This is a genomic window from Nonomuraea gerenzanensis, from assembly GCF_020215645.1.
Lineage (GTDB): Bacteria > Actinomycetota > Actinomycetes > Streptosporangiales > Streptosporangiaceae > Nonomuraea > Nonomuraea gerenzanensis.
Map to the genome: position 1 here is coordinate 2,035,305 of NZ_CP084058.1, position 20,154 is coordinate 2,055,458.

Sequence of the window (20,154 nt, forward strand, 5' to 3'; positions counted from 1 at the left end):
CGAGAAAGTGGGGGTCACTGGTGCACGATCTGCTTCTCCAGCGCCGCTCACCGGCCAAACTGTTGTCTGCGGCCATCGTTCTGCTCTCCTCGGTTTGAATAGGCCCTCCAAGGATCAAGCGATGGCCGTCACCATACTTACGCCGATTCGGCCCTGACCAAGCCGAACGTCCACCTGCCCTCCAGCGCGACCGCGAGCAGCAAGCCGTCGGCGGCCTCGACCCGAGTTTCACCGGGTCGGTGCCTCTCGTCCTCTAGCTATTTGGTGGCCTTCGGATCCGCTGCTGGCCGGTCGGCGACTTTCGCCCTCGTTTCCGAGGCGGTCGGTGGCCTTCGAAGCGTTCCTGACCGGTCGGCAGCCTCCGCCCTTGTTCCGGGCTTGCGGTGTATTGACTGGCATTAGTGCTGCCAGCACCGCCCCTTGCGCGTGGAGTTCGTGGTGTCGTCCGGTCGGTCAGGCCTGCCCGCCCTTCTTCGCGGCGCACAACCCCGGTCCTTTCCATCCCCAACGCCGGTGGACGTGCGCGGGCTCCCGCGTTGAGGGCGTTTTCGTTGTTGGCTCAACGATCGAGAGCTTCCCCGCTGCCGTCCGGATCAAGGGCTGACGACGGTGACTCGATCGGGAACAGGATCGGGCTGAGCAGGTATTGCGTGCGGTCGGGAGCCGAGGGGTTCGAGAGGCGGGGGGCGATGGCGGCGCGTAGCTCGCTGATCAGTTCGTGCAGTTCGTCGTGGCTGAGCCAGATCGCGTGCTGCCGGTAGCCGACGAGATCGGCGACCGGGTCGGCCTCGTCCCGGTCGAGGTAGGCGTTGAACTCGGCGAGCAGGATGGCCATGGCTGTGGCGAAGCCGCGCCGGTGGTCGTCGGGCGTCAGCGATTCGACCATGGCGGGGTCGATCACCGCGAGGTCCTGGCGTAGGCGGTAGCGGCGCTCGACGGCTCCGCGTACCCGCCGCTCTTCGGCCACCTCCAGGACTCCCTCGAGCGCAAGCAGCTCGATGTGGCGGTAGAGCGTGGCCTTGGAGACGTCGGGGATGCGCGCGCACAGTTGGGACGTCGTGAGCATGCGACCGCCTCGCATCGCGTGGACGATGCGGAGCCGTACCGGGTGGGCCAGAAGTTCCAAGGTGTCCACCGGCATATGGTCTCATATGTGCTACCTTTCTCATAAATGAGAAAGGTTGGGTGGGTGGGCGTGGGAGAAGCCGTCGAGCCGGGTGCGGTTGCCGTCTCTGTTGTGGAGATGGCAGGTGCGGGGCGTTTTGAGGAGATCGAGCAGTTGCTTGCTCCGTCGCTGCGGGCTGTCGTGTCTGCGCGACTGTTGCAGGAGGCGTGGCACGGCGAGGTGGTCGCCAAGCGGGGTGGGGTGGCCGGCGTCGGGCGGCCGGTGAGTGAGGGGGCCGGTGCGGGGTTGGTGCGGGTGAGCGTTCCGATCGACTGCCGGGAGGGTGAGTTCGCCCTCGTTGTGGTGGTCGATGAGGGTGGCAGTCTGCATGGGCTGCAGTTGGCGGCAGCGGGGACGGGGGCGTGGACGATGCCGTCTTATGTTGAGCCTGAGCGCTTCTTCGAGCAGGACGTCACCGTTGCCGCCGGTACTCACGCGGTGCCGGGCACGTTGAGCTTGCCGCATGGTGAGGGGCCGTGGCCTGCTGTCGTGGTGCTCAGTGGAGGGGGGCCGTTCGACCGCGATGAGACGAGCGGGCCCAACAAGCCGCTCAAGGATCTCGCTTGGGGGCTGGCCAGTCGGGGTGTGGCCGTGCTGCGCTTCGACAAGGTGACTTACACGCATCGGGAGATGATGACCGCGTCGGACTTCACGATGACCGGCGAGTACGTCCCGTACGCGGTGGCTGCCGTTCGGTTGCTTCAGGGGCGGCCCGAAGTGGATGCCGGGCGGGTCTTCTTGGTGGGGCACAGCATGGGGGGCAAGGTGGCTCCGCGGGTGGCCGCCGAGGAGAGTTCCGTGGCCGGACTGGTGATCATGGCTGGTGATACGCAGCCCATGCATCGCGCCGCTGTGCGGGTGGTGCGCTACCTCGCCAGAGTGAGTCCGGGCATGGTCCCGGAGGCTGCGGTCGAGGGTCTTGTCGGGCAGGCGGCCGTGGTCGACAGCCCCGACTTCTCGCTCTCCACGCCGGCTACGGAGCTGCCTTTCGGGTTGCCCGCTTCGTATTGGCTGGATCTGCGTGACTATGACCCGGTCGCCACTGCGGCGGGCCTGGACAAGCCGATGTTCATCCTTCAGGGAGGCCGGGATTATCAGGTCACTGTCGCGGACGATCTGTCCGGGTGGCGTGCGGGCCTTGGCCACCGTTCCGATGTGACGATTCGGGTGTACGACGCCGATAACCACCTCTTCTTTCCTGGTGAGGGTGTTTCCACGCCTGAGGAGTACGAGGCTGCGCAACATGTCGATCCGGCTGTGGTCGAGGACGTCGCGGAGTGGGTTGCCGCGGTGCGGGGGGCTGGTGTGCGGTTGTCGTAGCCGCGCACTTGGGGAGGTTGTTTGGGTATGGCGCGTGGGTGGGCGGCTGGCTCGGTGGCTGGGTGGCTGGCTGGGTGGCTGGGTGGCTGGGTGGGTGGCTGGGTGGCTGGGGTCGGGCCTTGGAGAGGGTGAGAGTTGTGGTGTGGTTCGGGCAGTGGTGAGAGGTTGGTGGGGAGGGAGAGACGGGAGGGTTCGGGCGTGGACAGGGACGAGGTTGTGGCGGAGTTCGGGCGGTATCTGCGGCTTGAGCGTGATCTTTCGCCGCATACGGTTCGGGCGTACCTGGCTGATGTGAACTCTCTGCTCGACCACACTGGCGGGGAGGTCGAGGGGCTGGACATCGGGGTGCTCAGGGAGTGGCTGGCGGGGCAGCATGCTGCTGGGAAAGCGCGGGCTACGTTGGCGCGGCGGACTGCGTGCGCTCGTACCTTCACCGCTTACTGCCATCGACGGGGCTGGCTGGTGGCGGATCCCGGGTTGCTGCTGGGCAGCGCGAAGTCGCCTCGGGCGTTGCCTGCCGTGCTTGATCAGCGGCAGGCGGAGGCTGTGCTGGCGGTGCCTTCCGAGGGGGAGCCCAAGGAATTGCGGGATCAGGCGCTGCTGGAGCTGCTGTATGCCACGGGTGTGCGGGTGGGTGAGCTTTGTGCGCTCGATGTGGACGACGTGGATCGTGAGCGGAACGTCATCAGAGTGCTGGGGAAAGGGCGGAAAGAGCGGTCGGTGCCGTTCGGGGCGCCTGCGCTGCGGGCGTTGGATCGGTGGTGCATTCATGGGCGGCCGTTGTTGATGCGGGCCGGATCGGGGGCGGCGCTTTTTCTCGGGGTGCGGGGTGGTCGTATCGATGCGGGGACTGTTCGGCGGGTGGTGCATGCGCGGTTGGCGCAGGTGGAGGGGGCTCCGGATATGGGGCCGCATGGGTTGCGGCATAGTGCGGCGACGCATCTGCTGGAGGGTGGGGCTGATCTTCGGAGTGTTCAGGAGTTGCTCGGGCATGCGTCTTTGAGTACGACGCAGATTTATACGCACGTTTCTATCGAGAGGTTGCGGGCGGCGTATCGGCAGGCGCATCCGAGGGCTTGATGAGCGCTTGATGATGCGTTCGGTGGGTTGGTAGGGGTGGTTATTTGGGGCTGATGCGTTGGTCGGGCGTGAGCTGGTTGACGCAGGCTTGAGGGGGCTTGGGGTGGTGTCCGCGGTTGCTGGGTCTGGGGAGCCGTTGTTTGCGGTGCTGGCCTTTGATGCGACTTTGTGGGTTCGGGGTGGAGCGGGGTGTGCGGCGGCGGCGGCGGAGAAATGCGGCGGTGATGAGGAGGAGGGTTATGGCGGAGGTGGAGAGGCCGATGGCGGTGATGGCGAGGTGAGGGGAGAGGTTGCGGCGTAGCTCTTGGAGCGTTCCAAGCCAGTAAGGGGGCTGAGGGATGGGGACGGTGACGCATGAAGGTCGTGGCAGGGGCGTTAGGCCGCTGTTGGGGCTCGGCTGAGGAGGACTGGGGTGGAGGCTTTTGTCGTCCCTGGGGCTTGGAGCGCCGGTTGTGCTTGGGCTGCGGTGGAAATGCGAAATGAGCGCGGCAATCGGTGGTGAGGTGCTGGGGGAGTTGGCGTTGGGATTGGTGCTGACGATGGTGGCGGACATGGGGGCGGTCGTGGTTGGTGTCTGGTTCAGCGTGATGGCGCTGAGTGGGTGCGCGGTGGCTGCGATGGCTGCGGTCTTGATTACGGCTGCGGAGGATGCGGCGGTGAAGGCGGCGGGGATGACCGGCCTAAAGGTGAAAGTGCCGGGGGTGGCGGGCGTGAAGGTGGAAGTGCCGGGGGTGGCGGGCGTGAAGGTGGAAGTGCCGGGGGTGGCGGGCGTGAAGGTGGAAGTGCCGGGGGTGGCGGGCGTGGAGATGGGCGGTGTGGCGTTGGAGGGCGCGGCGGGGGAGGGCATGGCGGAGAAGATCGCTGGGGCGGAGGGCGCGAAGGTGTGAGGGATGTCGGGCGTGAAGGGCGCGGGGGTGGAAGGGGTGGGGGTGGAGGGCGTGGAGGTGCGGAGGGGTGGGCCAGAAGGGGAGGAGGCGGGTGGGGGCTTGGCCCAGGAGTTGGAGTGGGTTCAGGTAGGTGGTGCCGCGGCGGAGGCCCCAGTGGAGGCAGGACTCTTCACAGTGGGGCTTGCTCGAAGGCTCGACGGTGCCGAGCTTGGTGCCAGGGGTGACGGGTTGGCCTCGGCGTACTGAGGGCGTGACGGGGAGGTAGGTCGTGCGTAGGCCGCCTTCGTGCTCGATGGTGACCACGCCCTTGCCGGCTACGGGGCCGGCGAAGCGGATCGTGCCTGGACCGGCTGCCAGGACTGGGGTGTCGGCTGGGGCGGCGAGGTCGAGGCCGCGGTGGCCTGCGAGCCATGGCTCTGGCGGTGGGGTGAAGCGGCGCAGGATTCTGGGATTTCCATCGAGGGGCCAGCGCCATGTCGGGGGAGAGGCTCTCGCTGGGTGGGCGGGGGTGGTGGACAGGAGCAGGGTTGTCGAGATGAGCAATATCGAGGCGGCAGAGGTGAGTCTCGTCAGGGGACTGGGCGATGGGAGCAAGGGGAGCGGGGTTGCTCGGGGGATGGAGGGTTGGGTGTTCATGGTGGGAGGTTGGCTGAAGCGGGCGGGGGCGCGGGAGGGCGAACGTCGTTCTGTGGATAAGGCGTGGATGTGGGCGGAGGGATGGGGCGAAGTACGGGCGTGTGAGGTGCGCCAGATGATCAGGTGTTGACGGTGCGGCGGTGATGGGGGCGGAGGGGGGACGTCCAGATCCAGATGGTGCTGAGGGCTATGCCGGCTGCGCAGATGAGGATGACGGGGCGTAGGCCCACGAGTTCGGCGAGGAAGCCGCCGGCGAGCCCGCCCAGGGCCAGGACGCCTTGGACGGCGAAGGTCGTGGTGGCGTTCACGCGGCCGCGTAGCTCTGGAGGGGTTTCCCTGAGGGTGATGGCGCCCATGCAGGTGGCGAAGGCGACGACGATGCCGCCCGTGATCGTGCTGGTCAGGGCCAGCAGGGAGAGCTTCCACCACAACGGGCCGGTCAGCAGGCCCACTGCGAGGATCTCGATGGGGAAGAAGATCACCGAGATGAGCAGGACGCGGTTCTCGCCGTAGCGCTTGGACAGGCGGGCCGTCAGCCAGGCGCCGAGGAGGCCGCCGGCGCCGCTCAGGGCGATGAGGGCGCCGATGAGAGCTTTGGGGATGTCGAGGGTGTTCAGCATGTAGAGCATGTAGACGGCCGTGTAGGCCATGGCGAAGAAGTTGATGGTGACGCCGGCTCCCAGGAGTGCGCGCAGGACCGGGTGGGTGACGCTGGTCTTCAGGCCTTCCACGACGTCGCGCCACATGCTCCTGGACGCCGAGGGGGTGTTGTGCTCGGGGGTTCTGATGGTGCGCAGCAGGAGGGCCGAGGTCAGGAACGCGAACGCCTCAGCCAGTACGGCCAGAGGAGCCGTGAGGAGTTGCACCAGGAGGCCCGCCAGGCCGGGGCCGCTGACTGACGCCACCGAATAGGAGGCGTGGAAGCCGGCCATGGCCTCCGTTCGCTGGGAGGGGTCGACCACCGCTGCCAGGTGCGGGAAGTTCGCGGCCTTGAAGAGTACGCCTGCTGTGCCGATGACCAGGGCAACGGCTACCAGCCAGACGACGTTCAGTATGCCGAGCAGCCAGGCGATGGGGATCGTGACCGCGGCGGCGCAGGAGACGAGCTCGCAAGCGATCATCAGCGGGCGGTGGCGGGTGAGCCGGTCGGCGATGGCTCCCGACTGGAGGCCGAACAGGAGGACCGGGACCGAGGCGGCGGCGGTGAGGATGCCCATCTGGGAGGGGGAGGCGGTCAGCAGGGTGACCGCGGTCAACGGGATGGCCAGCTTGGAGACCTCCGAACCGGTGACGGAGATGGTGCGGGCCGTCCAGAGGAGGCGGTAGTCGCGTTGCTTGCGCAGGGGAGGTGGGGGCGGATTTGTTCGGTCTGGCTGAGGGAGGGGGGCGGTGGGTTGGGGAGCGGGCGGTTGTGCCGTTGCGGGGGGAGGTGGCGTGGCGGTTCTGGTGCTGCGACTGGTGGTTGGTGTGGGGGAGGTGCTGCTGGGCGAGTTGTGAAGGGAACGCTTCATAACTATGAAGGTAACCCTTCATAGTTATGAAAGCAACGTTTCAGGTCTCGGGATGGGTACGTTTGGCGCATGACGCAGGAGAGAGAAGGGCTCAGCGACCCCAAGGCGATGCGGGCGCTGGCTCATCCGGCGAGGTTGATGATCCTCAACAGGCTTCGGGTGCAGGGGAGCGCGACCGCGACCGAGGTGGCGGAGATCGCGGGGATCACGCCCAGTGCCGCCAGTTATCACCTGCGGATGTTGGCCAAGTACGGGTTCGTGGAGGACGCGCCGCCGCGGGGGGATGGCAGGGAGCGGGTGTGGCAGGGCGTGGACCGGCCGCTGAGTGTGGGGACGCGGCCTGATGATCAGCCGGAGGTGCGGGCGGCGAAGGTGTTGTTGATCGCGGCGTTCCGGCGGGATGCGAACGAGGAGGCGGAGCGGGCGCTGGCGAACTCCGATCTGGAGCCGGACGAGTGGCGGGAGGTGACGTTGTTCAGCCGGCATCGTCTCCGGGTCGATCCTGAGGAGCTTGCGCGGCTGAATCGGCAGATCGAGGAGTTGATCGAGCCGTATTTCGCTCGGGACCGGGGTGCGGAGGTCGCGCCTGCGGGGGCCCGGCTCGTGGAGGCGCAGATCAATCTGTTTCCGGTGGCGGCGAGGGTGGTTCCGGGGCTGCCCACCGAGGACCACGATGCTGGGCGGGGAGACGAGTGAGAGGGAGCGCGGCGGCGTTGCGCGTCTGAGAGGGCGGCGTGCCGACGCGAGGGGCGGGGCGTCGTCACCAGGGAAAGGCGTGTCGGCGCGAAGGTGCGGACGTGGGGGACGGCGTGTCGGCATGGGGGTGAGGTTGGGGCGTTGAAGTGCTGGTGACAGGTGTTGTGGGTGGTGTTGGAGTGGGGTATGTCCGTTCGGGGGTGGCCGCGGTTTTTGGGGGTTCGGTCTCGGAGCGCGGCTTGATGGAGAGGAGCGGGGGTTTGTGTGGTGATCGGGGGATGAGTGCGTGGTGGGGACGAGGTAGGGGCGGATGTCCGTTTGACCGCAGACGGTCAGCCTGGGGTGGTGTGGGAGGTAGACTTTTCGATGGCCTGTGACCACAGGCCGACTTCGCATGCCCCATTGCGGACCGCGCCATCGGTCCGGGCCATGTGCCCGGCGGGAGCGGGTTCGGGGCATCAGGGCGGCAGACAACGCGCTGTCGCGGCACAACCGAGAACCGCGCCCATCCGCAGGGCGCCAAGACCTGGAGGACCAGCACATGGCCCCCGTCGTCACCATGCGACAGCTGCTCGAGAGCGGCGTTCACTTCGGCCACCAGACTCGGCGCTGGAACCCGAAGATGAAGCGCTTCATCTTCACCGAGCGCAACGGCATCTACATCATCGACCTGCAGAAGTCTCTGTCGTACATCGACCGTGCCTATGACTTCGTGAAGGAGACCGTGGCGCACGGCGGCACGATCCTGTTCATCGGCACGAAGAAGCAGGCTCAGGAGGCCATCTCCGAGCAGGCCGCGCGGGTCGGCATGCCGTACGTCAACCAGCGCTGGCTGGGTGGCATGCTCACCAACTTCTCCACCGTGCACAAGAGGCTGCAGCGTCTGAAGGAGCTCGAGGAGCTCGACTTCGACAACGTCGCGGGCTCGGGGCTCACCAAGAAGGAGCTCCTCATGCGCCGCCGTGAGAAGGACAAGCTCGAGCGCACGCTCGGCGGTATCCGCGACATGGGCCGCGTGCCCAGCGCCGTGTGGGTCGTCGACACCAAGAAGGAGCACATCGCGATCAGCGAGGCCAAGAAGCTTGGCATCCCGGTCGTCGCGATCCTCGACACCAACTGCGACCCCGACGAGGTCGACTACCCGATCCCCGGCAACGACGACGCCATCCGCGCCGTCGGCCTGCTGACCAGGGTCGTCGCCGATGGTGTCGCCGCCGGTCTGATGGCGCGCTCCGGCGCCGCCCGCGGTGACGAGAAGCCGGCCGCCGCCGAGCCGCTGGCCGAGTGGGAGCGCGAGCTCATCGAGCAGGGCACCGGCGAGCGTGCGGCCGACGAGGCACCTGCCGCTCCCGAGGCCGCCGCCGAGGAGGGCGCCGCTGCCGAGGCCGCTGCTCCGGCCGAGGCTGAGGCCGCCGAGGCTGCTCCCGCCGAGGCTGAGGCCGCCGGCGAGGCCGAGGTCGCTGCTCAGGGCGAGACCGAGACCGAGCAGCAGGCCTGACGTACTGCGCGTACGGGGTGCCGCTGGGCTGCTGCGAGGTCCTTGGTTTCGGCTGAGGGCGGATGTGGTGGAGATGCGGCGCCCCGGAGCGACGGCGTGGCTTGCTGGGCCGGCGAGTTGTCGCCGCGGGGTCCGGCTTGGTCGGGCTTGTTGCGGCGCTGGGCCGGGCCGGGTTACGGCGGGCTGGGCTGGGGTGGCTGTGCTGGCTTGTCGGCCGGTGTTCTGCTGGTCGGCGGGCGAGTGAGCAAGCAAGGCAACGTGACAGCTGAATAAGGCAAACCACCGGGTGGCCGCGAGTCTCGGGTGGGCGGTCAGGCAAGGTTGGCGTTCTGGATCGGCAAATGGCTGAGCCTGGACGGCATGCCGGGCGGGTCGCTCCGAGACCTCGGACGGTAAGCCAGGCCAGGGCGAGGTGGCGGTGAGGCCAGGGTGTCCTGGCTCCTCGCGCCGAGTCGGGATCGGGCTCTTCGCCTGCACGCTTGGAGGCAGGAGCGCGACATCGAGGCGGATGCTGAGGCGCGGCGCTGCAGCGGATGCTGGTGTCTGGTGCTGAGGCGGAGGCTGAGGCTCAGGCTCAGGCTCAGGCCGATGCTGAGATCAAGGCTGACGCTGAGGCCAAGGTCGATGGCGAGGTGTGGCGCTGCGGCTAGTGCCGGGGCGCAGCGCTGAGGCACGGCTGAGGTATGGCTGAGGTGCGGCGCCCAAGCAGGTGCTGAGGTGCCACGCGGAGGCGCGGTGCTGAGGCACGGCTGAGGTGCGGTGCTGGGGCGCGGTGCTGAGGTGCGGTGCTCAAGCAGGTGCTGAGGCGTGGTGCTGAGGCAAGGGCTGAGGTGTCGCGCTGGGTGGTGCCGAGCTCAGGTGGTACGCCGAGGCGAGGCTGGGCAGTATGCCGGGCGAAGCAGCAGCGAAGCCGGGCCGGCCCGAGCCCCGAGCAAGACAAGGCTCCTGTACGAACCCAGGGTGGGCGGCCGGATCCCCGGCTCTCGCCCGAACCACGATGACGACGACGAAATCCCACAAGGAAAAAGAGCAATGGCTTCCGTGAACATGGCCGACGTCAAGCGGCTTCGTGAGATCACCGCTGCCGGCATGATGGACTGCAAGAAGGCGCTGGAGGAGTCCGAGGGCGACTTCGACCGCGCGATCGAGCTGCTGCGCCTCAAGGGCGCCAAGGACGTGGGCAAGCGCGAGGCCCGCACCGCCTCCAACGGCCTGGTGGCACTCAAGCAGGACGGTGACTCCGCCGCCGCGCTGGTCGAGATCAACTGCGAGACCGACTTCGTGGCCAAGGGCGAGCGCTTCCAGGAGCTGGCCGCCCAGGTCGTCGCGCACGTGCTGGCGACCAAGCCCGCCGACGTGGCGACGCTGGTCGAGTCCTCCTTCGACGGCAAGACCGTCAAGGAGCACCTCGACATCGCCAACGCCGCGCTCGGTGAGAAGATCGAGATCCGGCGCTTCGCGGTGCTGGAGGGTGGCTACATCGGTGCGTACATGCACAAGACGGACCCGGCGCTGCCGCCGGCCGTCGGTGTGCTGGTGCAGCTCGACAAGCCGAACGCCGAGGTCGCCAAGGACATCGCGCAGCACGCCGCCGCGATGGCGCCGCAGTACCTCAAGGCCGAGTCCGTTCCCGCCGAGGTCGTCGAGAAGGAGCGCAAGCTCTTCGAGGAGATGACCCGCGAGGAGGGCAAGCCCGAGGCTGCCATCGGCAAGATCGTCGAGGGTCGCGTGAACGGCTGGTACAAGGACTTCACGCTGCTGCAGCAGGCCTTCGTCAAGGACAACAAGAAGAGCGTGGGCAAGTACGCCGAGGAGAACGGCGTCGAGGTCCTCGGCTTTGTCCGCTTCAAGGTCGGTCAGGCTTAGGCTTAGGCAAGCTGCCAGCTCAACGATCCACCGAATGAAGGAGGCCGCCGCCGTGCAGGACCACCGGGAGTCAGCCCACGAATCCACACGGACGGCGGCTTCCTCATCTCAAAACCCGCAGAACCACCTGAGGTGGAAGCGGGTGATGCTGAAGCTTTCAGGGGAGGCGTTCGCCGGGAGCGAGCCGCTGGGCATCGACCCGATGATCGTCGATCACCTGGCCGACTCGATCACCGAGGCGGTCAAGGAGGGTGTGCAGGTCGCGGTCGTGGTCGGCGGCGGCAACATGTTCCGCGGTGCGACCCTCTCGCAGGGCGGCATCGACCGGGCCAGGGCCGACTACATGGGCATGCTCGGCACGGTCATCAACTGCCTGGCGCTGCAGGACTTCCTGGAGCGGCGGGGGGTCGAGACCCGCGTGCAGACCGCCATCACCATGCAGCAGGTGGCGGAGCCGTTCCTGCCGCGCCGGGCGATCAGGCACCTCGAGAAGGGCCGCGTGGTCATCTTCGGAGCGGGCCTCGGCTCGCCGTACTTCTCCACCGATACCGCGGCGTCCCAGCGGGCCCTGGAGATCGGCGCGGAGGCGCTGCTCAAGGGCACCCAGGTGGACGGGATCTACGACTCCGACCCACGCAAGAACCCGGACGCGGTCCGCTTCGACCACCTCGACTACGGCGAGGTGCTGCTGCGCGACCTCGCGGTCATGGACGCCACCGCGATCAGCCTGTGCAAGGACAACGATCTGCCGATTGTGGTCTTCGACCTGATGGGCGAGGGCAACATCCTGCGAGCGGTACGCGGTGAGAAAATCGGCACGCTGGTGAGTCCCGCAGGCAAATGACGGAGCGAGCCCGACACCGCCAGCTAGAAGACAGGGAGCCGCTGTGATCGACGAAACCCTCCTCGAAGCCGAGGAAAAGATGGACAAGGCCGTATCGGTCGCGAAGGAGGACTTCGCGACCATCCGTACGGGCCGCGTCACCCCCTCGATGTTCAACAAGATCAACGCCGAGTACTACGGCACGCCGACGCCGATCCAGCAGTTGGCGTCCTTCCACGTGCCCGAGGCGCGCATGGTGACCATTCAGCCCTACGACAAGGGCTCGACGAATGCGATCATCAAGGCCATCCGCGACTCCGACCTCGGCGTGAACCCCACCGACGACGGTCAGGTGATCCGTGTGACGTTCCCGGAGCTGTCCGAGGAGCGCCGCAAGGAGTACATCAAGGTCGCCAGGAACAAGGGCGAGCACGCCAAGGTGTCGGTGCGCAACATCCGCCGCTCCGCCAAGGAGACCCTGGACAAGATGATCAAGGACGGCGAGGCGGGCGAGGACGAGGTCAGGCGGGCCGAGAAGGAGCTCGACGACCTCACTCAGAAGCACGTCGCGAAGATCGACGAGCTGCTCAAGCACAAGGAAGCCGAGCTGCTCGAAGTCTGAGCGGCGCGCCGCACGGCGGGTCGCCCGGAGCGGTCCGTCGCAGGTAGCGGGTCACCTACGGCCCTCGCCCCGATGGCGGGGGCCGTGGCTCTTGGAGACGTCTGTGGAAGAACGTACGGCTGGCACCAGCTCGAGCGGCGGCAGCCGTACCGGAAGGAACCTGCCCGCCGCGATCGCCGTCGGCCTGGTCCTGGCCGGGCTGGTCATCGGCACCGTCTACACGATCAAGGAGCTGTTCCTCCTGGTGGTCGTGGGCGCTGTCGGCGTCGGCGTGCTGGAGCTGGTCAAGGCCTTCGCCACCCGTGAGATCAAGGTGCCCGCCGTGCCCGTGCTGGCGGGCCTGGTGGCGATGCAGGTGGGGGCCTACTGGGGCGGGGCCGAGTGGTTGCTGGCCACGTTCGCGGTGTTCGCGTTCGTGCTGCTGATCTGGCGGATGTTCAGCGACGGGACGGCCGGTTACGTCCGTGACGCGTCGGCGTCGGTGTTCACGCTGTTCTATCCGGCGATGCTGAGCGCGTTCGTGGCGCTGATGCTGCACCCGGACGACGGCAACCACCGGGTGCTGATCTTCATCGCGGTGACCGTGGCGAGCGACATCGGCGGGTACGCCGCCGGTGTGCTGTTCGGCCGGCACCAGCTCACGGTGATCAGCCCGAAGAAGACCTGGGAGGGCCTGGCCGGGTCGGTCGTCGCCTGCACGGCGGTCGGGGCCTGGCTGGTGATGTGGCTGCTGGGCGGGCAGCTCTGGCAGGGCGCGCTGATCGGGGCGCTGGCGGCGCTGCTGGCGACCGTGGGCGACCTGATCGAGTCGATGATCAAGCGGGATCTCGGCATCAAGGACATGGGGACGATCCTGCCGGGGCACGGCGGACTGATGGACCGGCTGGACTCGCTGGTGACCACGCTGGTGCCCGTCTGGCTGCTGATGACGCTGTTCTTCTGACCTGGGTGTGGTTGCAGGGTCTGCGTGGTTTCATGGCCTGGTGTGATTGCAGGGTCTGCGTGGTTTCATGGCTTGGTGTGATTGCAGGGTCTGCGTGGTTTCATGACCTAGTGCGACTGCAGGGCCTGCGTGGTGACGGGCGAGAGCCAGAGCCACCGGACGATCTCACCGCCGAACGCGAATCCCGACATGTCGGGCATGTGGGCCGGGTTGGCCTGCATCAGCACCCCCGAGTACTGCGGCCCCAGCGGGAACGTCGAAGGCTCGTGATACCACTTGGCCGTGTGCCCGTGGCCCAGCCAGGTCACCGAGTGCCACGGGTACTGCGACAGCCACACCAGCAGCAGCGCCGCGTCCTTCGGGTCGTCGCGGGTGGCCACGGCCAGCTCGATCCTGGCGTACGCGCCCGGCTTGTCGATCCACTGCTCCACCGTCGGCATGCGCTGGCAGCTCATCCCCACCGTGGACAGCACGGTGAAGCCCCGATCCCCGTGCGGCGGCCGCTCGGTGATGCCGACGGTCGGCAGCCGCTCGCCGCTTGCGTCCCAGTAGCGGCCCGCCGGCCCCAGCACCCGGTCCAGATGGCCCATCACGAACTGCTGGAAAGACGGCCACGAGCCCTCGCCGTGCCGCCAGCGCCAGTAGGACCTGGCGTTCGTGATCCGGGGACGCAGCCCTTCGAGCGCCTCCGACAGCGCCCAGGCGAACGGTGACTCGCCCACGGCGTCGCGGGCGTACCCGGGCATGCCCCTGCTCATGTCGGCCCAGCCGGGGATGACCGCGAGCAGCTCGTCGTCCTCGTACAGCGCCACGCCGTCGCCCTCCTCGAACCACAGCGGGCTGAGCTGCCCGAGCGGCCGGCGGCCGTCGGGGTGCAGCGTGTTCGCCCTGGGCATGAGCGGCGGCAGGCCGGCGTTGATGCGCGCCAGGTCCACGACGGCGGGGGCGGGGCGATGGTTGGCGAGCCAGACGGCTCCGTGGACCGTGCCGTCGGGCGAGCACAGGTAAGCTACCGAGGAGTCCTCGTCCCGCTCGACGACGAGCGTCCGGCTCCCGTAAGGGTTGCCGGCGGCGAGCACGACCTCGGTGCCACCCTCGCCAGATGCCGACCGAAAAATCGCCATACGAGATGACTGTAGATCGGTCGGAGACCAAGACGCGAGCCGTAGTGAGACCAGGAATGCCACCTCCGATCCGAACGTTGATTACCCTGGTCGCAAACCCCTCAAGCTAAGCAAAGGCAGCACAGTGTCCCAGCCTCCAGGTCAGCTCACCTTCATCGCGCCGCGGCGGGCCAAGCCCGCACGGCACCTGGCCGACCTGTCGATGGCCGACCGGCGGGCCGCCGTGACGGAGCTGGGAGAGAAGGCGTTCCGCGCCGACCAGCTCTCGCGCCACTACTTCGAGCGCCTCACCACCGACGTGCAGGCGATGACCGACCTGCCCGCTGCGGCCAGGGAGAAGCTCTCCGCCCTGCTGCCCACGCTGCTCACGCCCGTCAGGGAGCTGACCACCGACCGCGGCACCACGCGCAAGACGTTGTGGAAGCTGTTCGACGGGGCGCTGGTGGAGTCGGTGCTCATGCGCTACCCCGACCGCGTCACGATGTGCGTGTCGTCGCAGGCCGGCTGCGGCATGAACTGCCCGTTCTGCGCCACCGGGCAGGCCGGGCTGACCAGGAACATGTCCACCGCCGAGATCGTCGAGCAGGTCGTGGCCGGCGCCCGCGCGCTGGCCGCCGGCGAGGTGCCCGGCGGGCCAGGGCGGGTCAGCAACGTCGTGTTCATGGGCATGGGCGAGCCGCTGGCCAACTACAAGCAGGTGATCGGGGCGGTGCGCCGCATGGTCGAGCCGGCGCCGCACGGGCTCGGCATCTCCGCGCGCGGCGTCACGGTCTCCACCGTGGGGCTGGTGCCCGCCATCAACAAGCTCGCCGACGAGGGGCTGCCGGTGACGCTCGCGCTGTCGCTGCACGCGCCGGACGACGAGCTGCGCGACACGCTGGTGCCGATCAACACGCGCTGGAAGGTCGGCGAGGTGCTCGACGCCGCCTGGGCGTACGCGGCGAAGACCAAGCGGCGGGTCTCGATCGAGTACGCGCTGATCAAGGACATCAACGACCAGGAGTGGCGGGCCGACCTGCTCGGCAAGCTGGTCAGGAACAAGCTCGTGCACGTCAACCTGATCCCGCTCAACCCGACGCCCGGCTCCAAGTGGACGGCCTCGCGGCCGGAGGACGAGCGGGCGTTCGTGCGGCGGCTGGAGTTCCACGGCGTGCCGGTGACGGTGCGCGACACGCGCGGGCGCGAGATCGACGGCGCCTGCGGGCAGCTCGCCGCCGCCGAATAGCCGGTACGTACGGGGCACGGCCCGCGGACGTACGGCCACGTCACGAGCGGCGGCGGAGCCAGGCGTAGGCCGCCAGGCCGATCAGGCACCACGCCAGCGAGATCGCGGTCAGCTCCGGGAAGTGGCCGAGCAGCTCGCCGGAGTTGGCGGCCTTCATCCATGAGATGAGCGGCACCGTCAGCCAGTACAGCGAGGTCGAGCTCAGCAGCAGCATCCCCAGGAAGCCGAGCAGCAGGCTCATGATCGAGATGGCCGGCGACGGCAGGATGGCGCGGCTGGTGAGGGCGCCGAGGGCGGTGCCCGCCAGCGCGGAGACCACGTACAGGAGGAGTGCCGCCAGGAGCAGGCCGGACGGCGGGGAGCCGGAGACGCCGGCGAACAGGGCCCAGAGCAGGCCGAGCGCCGCGAACACCACGCAGGCCGCGAACGCCGCCAGCAGCCCCGCCGCCACCTCCTTGCCGCGGCCGCCCACCTGGATCGCCGACATCTCGCGCTGGCGGTCCGGCTCGGTATCGAGCAGGCTTCTGGCCGCCCAGGCCAGGATGGGGACGAGGAGCACGGCGCCGTCCACGAGCACGGTGGCCTCGGCGCCCTTCGGCGCTCGGCTGCCGTGGACGATGGCCAGCAGGGCGAGGGTGAGCAGGAGCGCCTGGTACACGCGGTGGGAGCGGACGTAGGCGGTCAGGCGGTAGGCGGCGAGGGGGATCAACCGGTCTCCTCGGTCTGCGCGGTCCGGGGGGTGGGCTCGTGGGCGGGGGCCTCGATCTCGCGGGCCTGGAAGCCTTCCTCCCGCATCCTGGCCAGGAAGCGCGCCAGCTCATCGGCGGGCACCGTGACGGCCACAGTGGCGTGCGCGGTGGTGTGCGCGGTGGTGTGCGCGGTGGTGTGCGCGGTGGCGGGCGCGGTGGTATGCGCGGTGGCGGGCGCCGCGGCATGCGCGGTGGCGTGCGGGGTGGTCGGCGCGGTGGTGTGAGCGGAGGCCGACGCTGTCACGTGCGGGGTGGTGTGCGCGGTGGTGCTTTCCTTGAGGTGGCCGTCCACCATGGACCAGTGACGCAGGCCGGGCAGCCCGCGCAGGCCGCCCTGATGATCGCTGACGATGACGATCCCGCCCCGCCCCGCCACCTCGGTGGCGATCGACGGCAACACCTCACGCGTGTCGGCGTCGAGACCGGCGAACGGCTCGTCCAGGATCAGCAGCCCGGGCTCGGCCATCAGCGCCTGCGCCAGGCCGACCTTGTGGGCGCTGCCCTTGGACAGGTCGCCGAGCGGGGTGGCGAGCAGGTGCCCCATGTCGAGCCGCTCGATCCACGGCTCCCAGCGGGCGCCGCCGCGGACGCGGGACATGTGCCGCAGGTACGCCGTGACCGTGAACGGCTGGCTCGCAGGGAACCGGTCGGGCGCGAAGCCGACCACCGGGGGACGGTCGGCGATGGCACCCGTGGTGGGCCGGGCGAGGCCGGCCAGGAGGCGGAGCAGGGTGGACTTGCCTGCTCCGTTCACGCCGGTCAGCTCGATCACTTCGCCGGGGGCGAGGTGGGCGTCGGCGTCTTCGATGACGAGTGGATCACGTCTTCGGTAACGGAAGGAGACCTTGGACAGCCGCATGATCCCGTAACGGTATATGTCGGGTCGCAGGTTCGGCGTAAAGGTCCGACAATAGAGGAACCCCCGGCACGTAAGACCCAAGAGGAGTGAGGCTTGAACCGCTTTCCGCGCGTCATGGGTATGCGTTCAGGCTATGACCCCGTCGAGGTGGACGCCCTGATCGGGCGGATCGAGTCCACGCTCGGGCGAGGCTCGCACCTGGTGGAGCCCGTCACCGCCGACGAGGTCCGCACGGCCACGTTCCGCGCGAAACGCGGCGGTTACCAGGAGACCGCGGTGGACTTCGCGCTGGAGGCGTTCGTGGTGGCGCTGGAGACCCAGGCCAAGCGGCCCATCCGCCTGGCCATGGCCGAGCCCACCGGTGAGATGCTGCGCGAGCAGTGGTTCGAGACGCAGGCGGCGCGGGTGGAGCGGGTGGCGTTCAGGCCCGGCCGCATGGGCACCGGCTACAACGAGGACGAGATCGACGCCTTCCTCGACCGCATCGTGGCCACGTTACGCGGCACGACCGACTATCCGGTGACGGCGAAGGAGGTGCGGGGGGCGAAGTTCTCGACCGTGATGTTCAAGGCCGGTTATCTCATCGCGGACGTGGACGCGTTCCTCGCGGGCATCGCCGACGTCCTGGAGCAGCGGGCACTCTAGGCCGCTGTCTCAGCCGTCTCCGCCGTCGCGAGCAGGCCGCGCAGGTCGGGCTGCACGTGCGGGACGATCGCGGCGTCGTCCGGCCGCGCGCCGTGGCGGTTGATCCACACGCGGGGCAGCCCGAGCCGGTGCGCGGGCTCCATGTCGTGGAAGTAGCTCTGGGCCGCGTGCACCCACACCTCCGGCTCGTACGAGCGCCTGAACATCTCGAAGTGCGCGGGCGACGGCTTGTACGCGCCCGCGTCCTCCGCCGTCACCACCGCGTCGAACGGCACGGGCAGCCGCCGCCGCGTCCCGGCGATGAGATCGCGGTCGCAGTTGGTCAGCAGCGCCAGCCGCCACCCGGCCTCGCGCAGCGCTGACAGCTCGGCGCCCACCTCGGGGAAGACCGGCCAGTACGGCAGCGTCGCCGCCAGCACCGTGGCGTCGTCCGCGCCGAGCTCCACCTTCTCCTCCTCGCACGCCCTGCGCAGGGTCTCGGCCAGCACGTCGCGGTAGCGCATGGCGGGCGACTCGGCCTGGACGACGTGCTCGTGCCGGTTGTACGCCTCCAGCAGCCGCGCCCCCTGCCCCGGCGCGATCAGCTCGGCGCTGGTGCGGATGCCGTGCCGCCAGTCGACGAGGGTTCCGAAACAGTCGAACGTGATCCATCGCATGGCTCCCATAATGACGGTCATGAGCATTTCCGTCCGTGACACCCGTCCCGACGACCTGCCGGCGGTCACCCGCGTGCTCACCGAGAGCTGGGGCGGCACCACGCTGATGGTGCTGGGGAGCGGCGAGCTGGTGGATGTGGCCAAGCTGCCGGGGTTCGTCGCCGAGGTGGACGGCGAGCTAGCCGGTCTGGTCACCTACCTGGAGCAAGACGGCGCCGTGGAGATCGCCTCGCTGAACGCCGTGCTGCCCGGCAGGGGAGTGGGCAGGGCGCTGCTCGACGCGGTGCGTGCGGCCGCCGCCGAGCGGGGCGCGACCCGGCTGTGGCTGATCACCACCAACGACAACACCCACGCCCTGCGCTTCTACCAGCGCTACGGATTCGACCTCGTCGCCCTGCACAGGAACGCCATGGACCGCGTGCGGGCGCTCAAGCCCAGTATCCCGGCGGAGTCCGACGGGATCCCGATCAGGCACGAGCTGGAGCTTGAGCTACGCCCCTAGCAGGGCGCTGCGCAGCACGTCCGGGAGCGAGGCGGGCTTGCTCGACGTCGGCCAGCTCCGGGGCGACGGGGCGGCGCTTCGCCTCGTAAGTGTCGAACGCGCTGATGCTCGCCCAGGAGGAGCCGGCCGAGGCGCTGGAGCGGCGCGAGCACGCCGTGGCTGCGACGCTGGCCGCCCTGGAGGAGGGGGGCCGCGACGCTGGCCGCTCTGGAGGAGGGGCTGGTCGCCGTGGGCGTGCCACGTGCGGCGGTGCTGAAGGGTAGAGTGCCTGCGTACGGTGACGGCGGCGCTCGGATGAGCAGGCTCAGGCGGAGCGGGGGTGGCGGATCAGGGCGACGATCACCGAGGTCACCGGGGCGGCCAGGAACGCCCCCGTGATCCCCGCGATCACGCTGCCCACCGTGATCGCCACCAGGATCACCGCGCCCGGCAGGTCCAGGGCCTTGCCGTAGATCTGCGGCGCCAGCACGTGCCCCTCGATCTGCTGCACCGCCAGGGTCACCGCGACCACGATCAGCGCCACCAGCCACCCCTTGGCCACCAGCGCGACCACGGCCGCCAGCAGCCCCGCGAAGAAGGCGCCCACCACCGGCAGGAACGCCCCCACGAACGTCAGCACCGCCAGCGGCAGCGCGACCGGCACGCCCAGGATCCACAGCGCGATCCCGATGAAGAACGCGTCCACCAGCCCCACGAGGGCGACCCCGTGGATGTACCGGCCGATCACCGAGAAGATCAGCTCACCGGTCCCGGTCACGCGGGCCCGCGCGCCGGCCGGCACCAGCTCCACCAGCCAGCGGAAGAGCCGGTCGCCGGCGTGCACGAAGTACACCGACAGGATGACCGCCAGGACCGCCCCGACCACGATCTCGCCCACGGTCCTGACCCCGGCCAGCGCCCCGGTGGTGATCTGGCGGCCCTGCGTGGACAGGTACTCCCTGGCCTGGTCGATGAGCTGCTGGTCGTCGAGCCCCAGCCGGGACGTCAGGACGTGCAGGTCGTCGAGCACCTTGCCGACGCTGGCCCGCAGCTCCGACACGCTGGCCACGGTCGGCGGGACCACCAGCGCGATCAGCGCGCCTGCCAGCAGCAGGCCGCCGACGAAGACGATCGTGGTGGCCGCCGCCCGGCCCAGCCCGCGCGAGCGCAGCCAGCGGGCCGGGGGCAGCAGCAACGCCGTCAGGAAGACGCCGATGACGATCGAGATGGCCACCGTGCGCACGTGATAGAGGCAGAAGAAGGCCACCGCGATGACCGCGAACCACCCCAGCAGCCGCCACGGCCCCATCCCGACCCCCCGATCGTGCCTGGTCAGAGGAGTTCCCCGGGGTGATCGCGGGCAACCCT

General features: G+C 69.0%; 19 protein-coding genes and 1 pseudogene. 12 read left to right on the top strand and 8 right to left on the bottom strand.

Going from position 1 to position 20,154, the window contains the following annotated elements; genetic code table 11:
• Positions 1-559: 559 nt before the first annotated feature.
• Positions 560-1,135 (bottom strand): helix-turn-helix domain-containing protein, encoded by a 576-nt coding sequence (locus LCN96_RS09940; protein WP_225272299.1) that lies wholly within the window; start codon positions 1,133-1,135, stop codon positions 560-562.
• A gap of 54 nt (positions 1,136-1,189) precedes the next feature.
• Here LCN96_RS09940 and LCN96_RS09945 point away from each other — a divergent pair, with 54 nt between their 5' ends.
• The 3 genes from LCN96_RS09945 to LCN96_RS09955 all read left to right on the top strand — a co-directional run bounded on the left by LCN96_RS09945 (position 1,190) and on the right by LCN96_RS09955 (position 4,452).
• Positions 1,190-2,485 carry an alpha/beta hydrolase gene (locus LCN96_RS09945; RefSeq protein WP_225272300.1) on the top strand — a complete coding sequence of 432 codons (1,296 nt, stop codon included), beginning with the start codon at positions 1,190-1,192 and terminating at the stop codon, positions 2,483-2,485.
• A 198-nt stretch (positions 2,486-2,683) separates the two neighbouring features.
• A complete protein-coding gene (locus LCN96_RS09950) occupies positions 2,684-3,565 on the top strand; it encodes a tyrosine recombinase XerC (RefSeq protein WP_225272301.1) in 882 nt (293 codons plus the stop codon).
• Between the two features lie 479 nt (positions 3,566-4,044).
• On the top strand, positions 4,045-4,452 hold the full coding sequence (locus LCN96_RS09955) for a hypothetical protein (protein WP_225276303.1): 408 nt from the start codon (positions 4,045-4,047) through the stop codon (positions 4,450-4,452).
• A 129-nt stretch (positions 4,453-4,581) separates the two neighbouring features.
• Here the strand turns inward: LCN96_RS09955 and LCN96_RS09960 are convergent.
• Positions 4,582-5,088 (bottom strand): annotated as a pseudogene (locus tag LCN96_RS09960) (M23 family metallopeptidase); the annotation flags it as partial.
• Positions 5,089-5,207: 119 nt separating this feature from the next.
• Positions 5,208-6,431 (bottom strand): MFS transporter, encoded by a 1,224-nt coding sequence (locus LCN96_RS09965; RefSeq protein WP_263657536.1) that lies wholly within the window; start codon positions 6,429-6,431, stop codon positions 5,208-5,210.
• 237 nt (positions 6,432-6,668) lie between these two features.
• Between LCN96_RS09965 and LCN96_RS09970 the strand changes: the two genes are divergently transcribed.
• The 6 genes from LCN96_RS09970 to LCN96_RS09995 all read left to right on the top strand — a co-directional run bounded on the left by LCN96_RS09970 (position 6,669) and on the right by LCN96_RS09995 (position 13,047).
• Complete coding sequence (locus tag LCN96_RS09970) at positions 6,669-7,295, top strand: ArsR/SmtB family transcription factor (RefSeq protein WP_225272303.1); 627 nt, start codon at positions 6,669-6,671, stop codon at positions 7,293-7,295.
• Between the two features lie 541 nt (positions 7,296-7,836).
• On the top strand, positions 7,837-8,793 hold the full coding sequence (gene rpsB / locus LCN96_RS09975) for a 30S ribosomal protein S2 (RefSeq protein ID WP_225272304.1): 957 nt from the start codon (positions 7,837-7,839) through the stop codon (positions 8,791-8,793).
• A 1,032-nt stretch (positions 8,794-9,825) separates the two neighbouring features.
• Positions 9,826-10,659, top strand: a complete 834-nt coding sequence (tsf, locus tag LCN96_RS09980) for a translation elongation factor Ts (protein ID WP_225272305.1) — start codon at positions 9,826-9,828, stop codon at positions 10,657-10,659.
• Positions 10,660-10,804: 145 nt separating this feature from the next.
• Positions 10,805-11,503: a UMP kinase gene (pyrH, locus tag LCN96_RS09985; RefSeq protein WP_225272306.1), complete on the top strand. Its 699-nt coding sequence runs from the start codon at positions 10,805-10,807 to the stop codon at positions 11,501-11,503.
• A 43-nt stretch (positions 11,504-11,546) separates the two neighbouring features.
• On the top strand, positions 11,547-12,104 hold the full coding sequence (gene frr / locus LCN96_RS09990; protein WP_080042323.1) for a ribosome recycling factor: 558 nt from the start codon (positions 11,547-11,549) through the stop codon (positions 12,102-12,104).
• Positions 12,105-12,207: 103 nt separating this feature from the next.
• On the top strand, positions 12,208-13,047 hold the full coding sequence (locus tag LCN96_RS09995) for a phosphatidate cytidylyltransferase (RefSeq protein WP_225272307.1): 840 nt from the start codon (positions 12,208-12,210) through the stop codon (positions 13,045-13,047).
• Between the two features lie 107 nt (positions 13,048-13,154).
• Here the strand turns inward: LCN96_RS09995 and LCN96_RS10000 are convergent, their stop codons facing one another.
• Positions 13,155-14,171 carry a suppressor of fused domain protein gene (locus tag LCN96_RS10000; RefSeq protein WP_225272308.1) on the bottom strand — a complete coding sequence of 339 codons (1,017 nt, stop codon included), beginning with the start codon at positions 14,169-14,171 and terminating at the stop codon, positions 13,155-13,157.
• 124 nt (positions 14,172-14,295) lie between these two features.
• On the opposite strand from LCN96_RS10000, the gene rlmN reads away from it, so the two are divergent.
• A complete protein-coding gene (gene rlmN, locus LCN96_RS10005; RefSeq protein WP_225272309.1) occupies positions 14,296-15,396 on the top strand; it encodes a 23S rRNA (adenine(2503)-C(2))-methyltransferase RlmN in 1,101 nt (366 codons plus the stop codon).
• A 40-nt stretch (positions 15,397-15,436) separates the two neighbouring features.
• On the opposite strand, the gene LCN96_RS10010 is transcribed toward rlmN, so the two are convergent.
• Complete coding sequence (locus LCN96_RS10010; RefSeq protein WP_225272310.1) at positions 15,437-16,105, bottom strand: hypothetical protein; 669 nt, start codon at positions 16,103-16,105, stop codon at positions 15,437-15,439.
• Positions 16,102-17,004 carry an ABC transporter ATP-binding protein gene (locus tag LCN96_RS10015; RefSeq protein WP_225272311.1) on the bottom strand — a complete coding sequence of 301 codons (903 nt, stop codon included), beginning with the start codon at positions 17,002-17,004 and terminating at the stop codon, positions 16,102-16,104. The genes LCN96_RS10010 and LCN96_RS10015 overlap by 4 nt, the downstream gene beginning before the upstream one ends.
• A gap of 120 nt (positions 17,005-17,124) precedes the next feature.
• Here LCN96_RS10015 and LCN96_RS10020 point away from each other — a divergent pair, with 120 nt between their 5' ends.
• Positions 17,125-17,649 (top strand): DivIVA domain-containing protein, encoded by a 525-nt coding sequence (locus tag LCN96_RS10020; RefSeq protein WP_225272312.1) that lies wholly within the window; start codon positions 17,125-17,127, stop codon positions 17,647-17,649.
• Here the strand turns inward: LCN96_RS10020 and LCN96_RS10025 are convergent.
• Positions 17,646-18,305: an HAD family hydrolase gene (locus tag LCN96_RS10025; RefSeq protein WP_225272313.1), complete on the bottom strand. Its 660-nt coding sequence runs from the start codon at positions 18,303-18,305 to the stop codon at positions 17,646-17,648. The two genes, LCN96_RS10020 and LCN96_RS10025, sit on opposite strands and share 4 nt — an antisense overlap.
• A gap of 19 nt (positions 18,306-18,324) precedes the next feature.
• Between LCN96_RS10025 and LCN96_RS10030 the strand changes: the two genes are divergently transcribed.
• Positions 18,325-18,807, top strand: coding sequence for a GNAT family N-acetyltransferase (locus LCN96_RS10030; protein WP_225272314.1), 483 nt, complete (start codon positions 18,325-18,327; stop codon positions 18,805-18,807).
• 304 nt (positions 18,808-19,111) lie between these two features.
• On the opposite strand, the gene LCN96_RS10035 is transcribed toward LCN96_RS10030, so the two are convergent.
• The gene (locus LCN96_RS10035) at positions 19,112-20,095 is read right to left on the bottom strand and encodes an AI-2E family transporter (protein WP_225272315.1); all 984 of its coding nucleotides are present in this window, start codon (positions 20,093-20,095) and stop codon (positions 19,112-19,114) included.
• Positions 20,096-20,154: the final 59 nt, after the last annotated feature.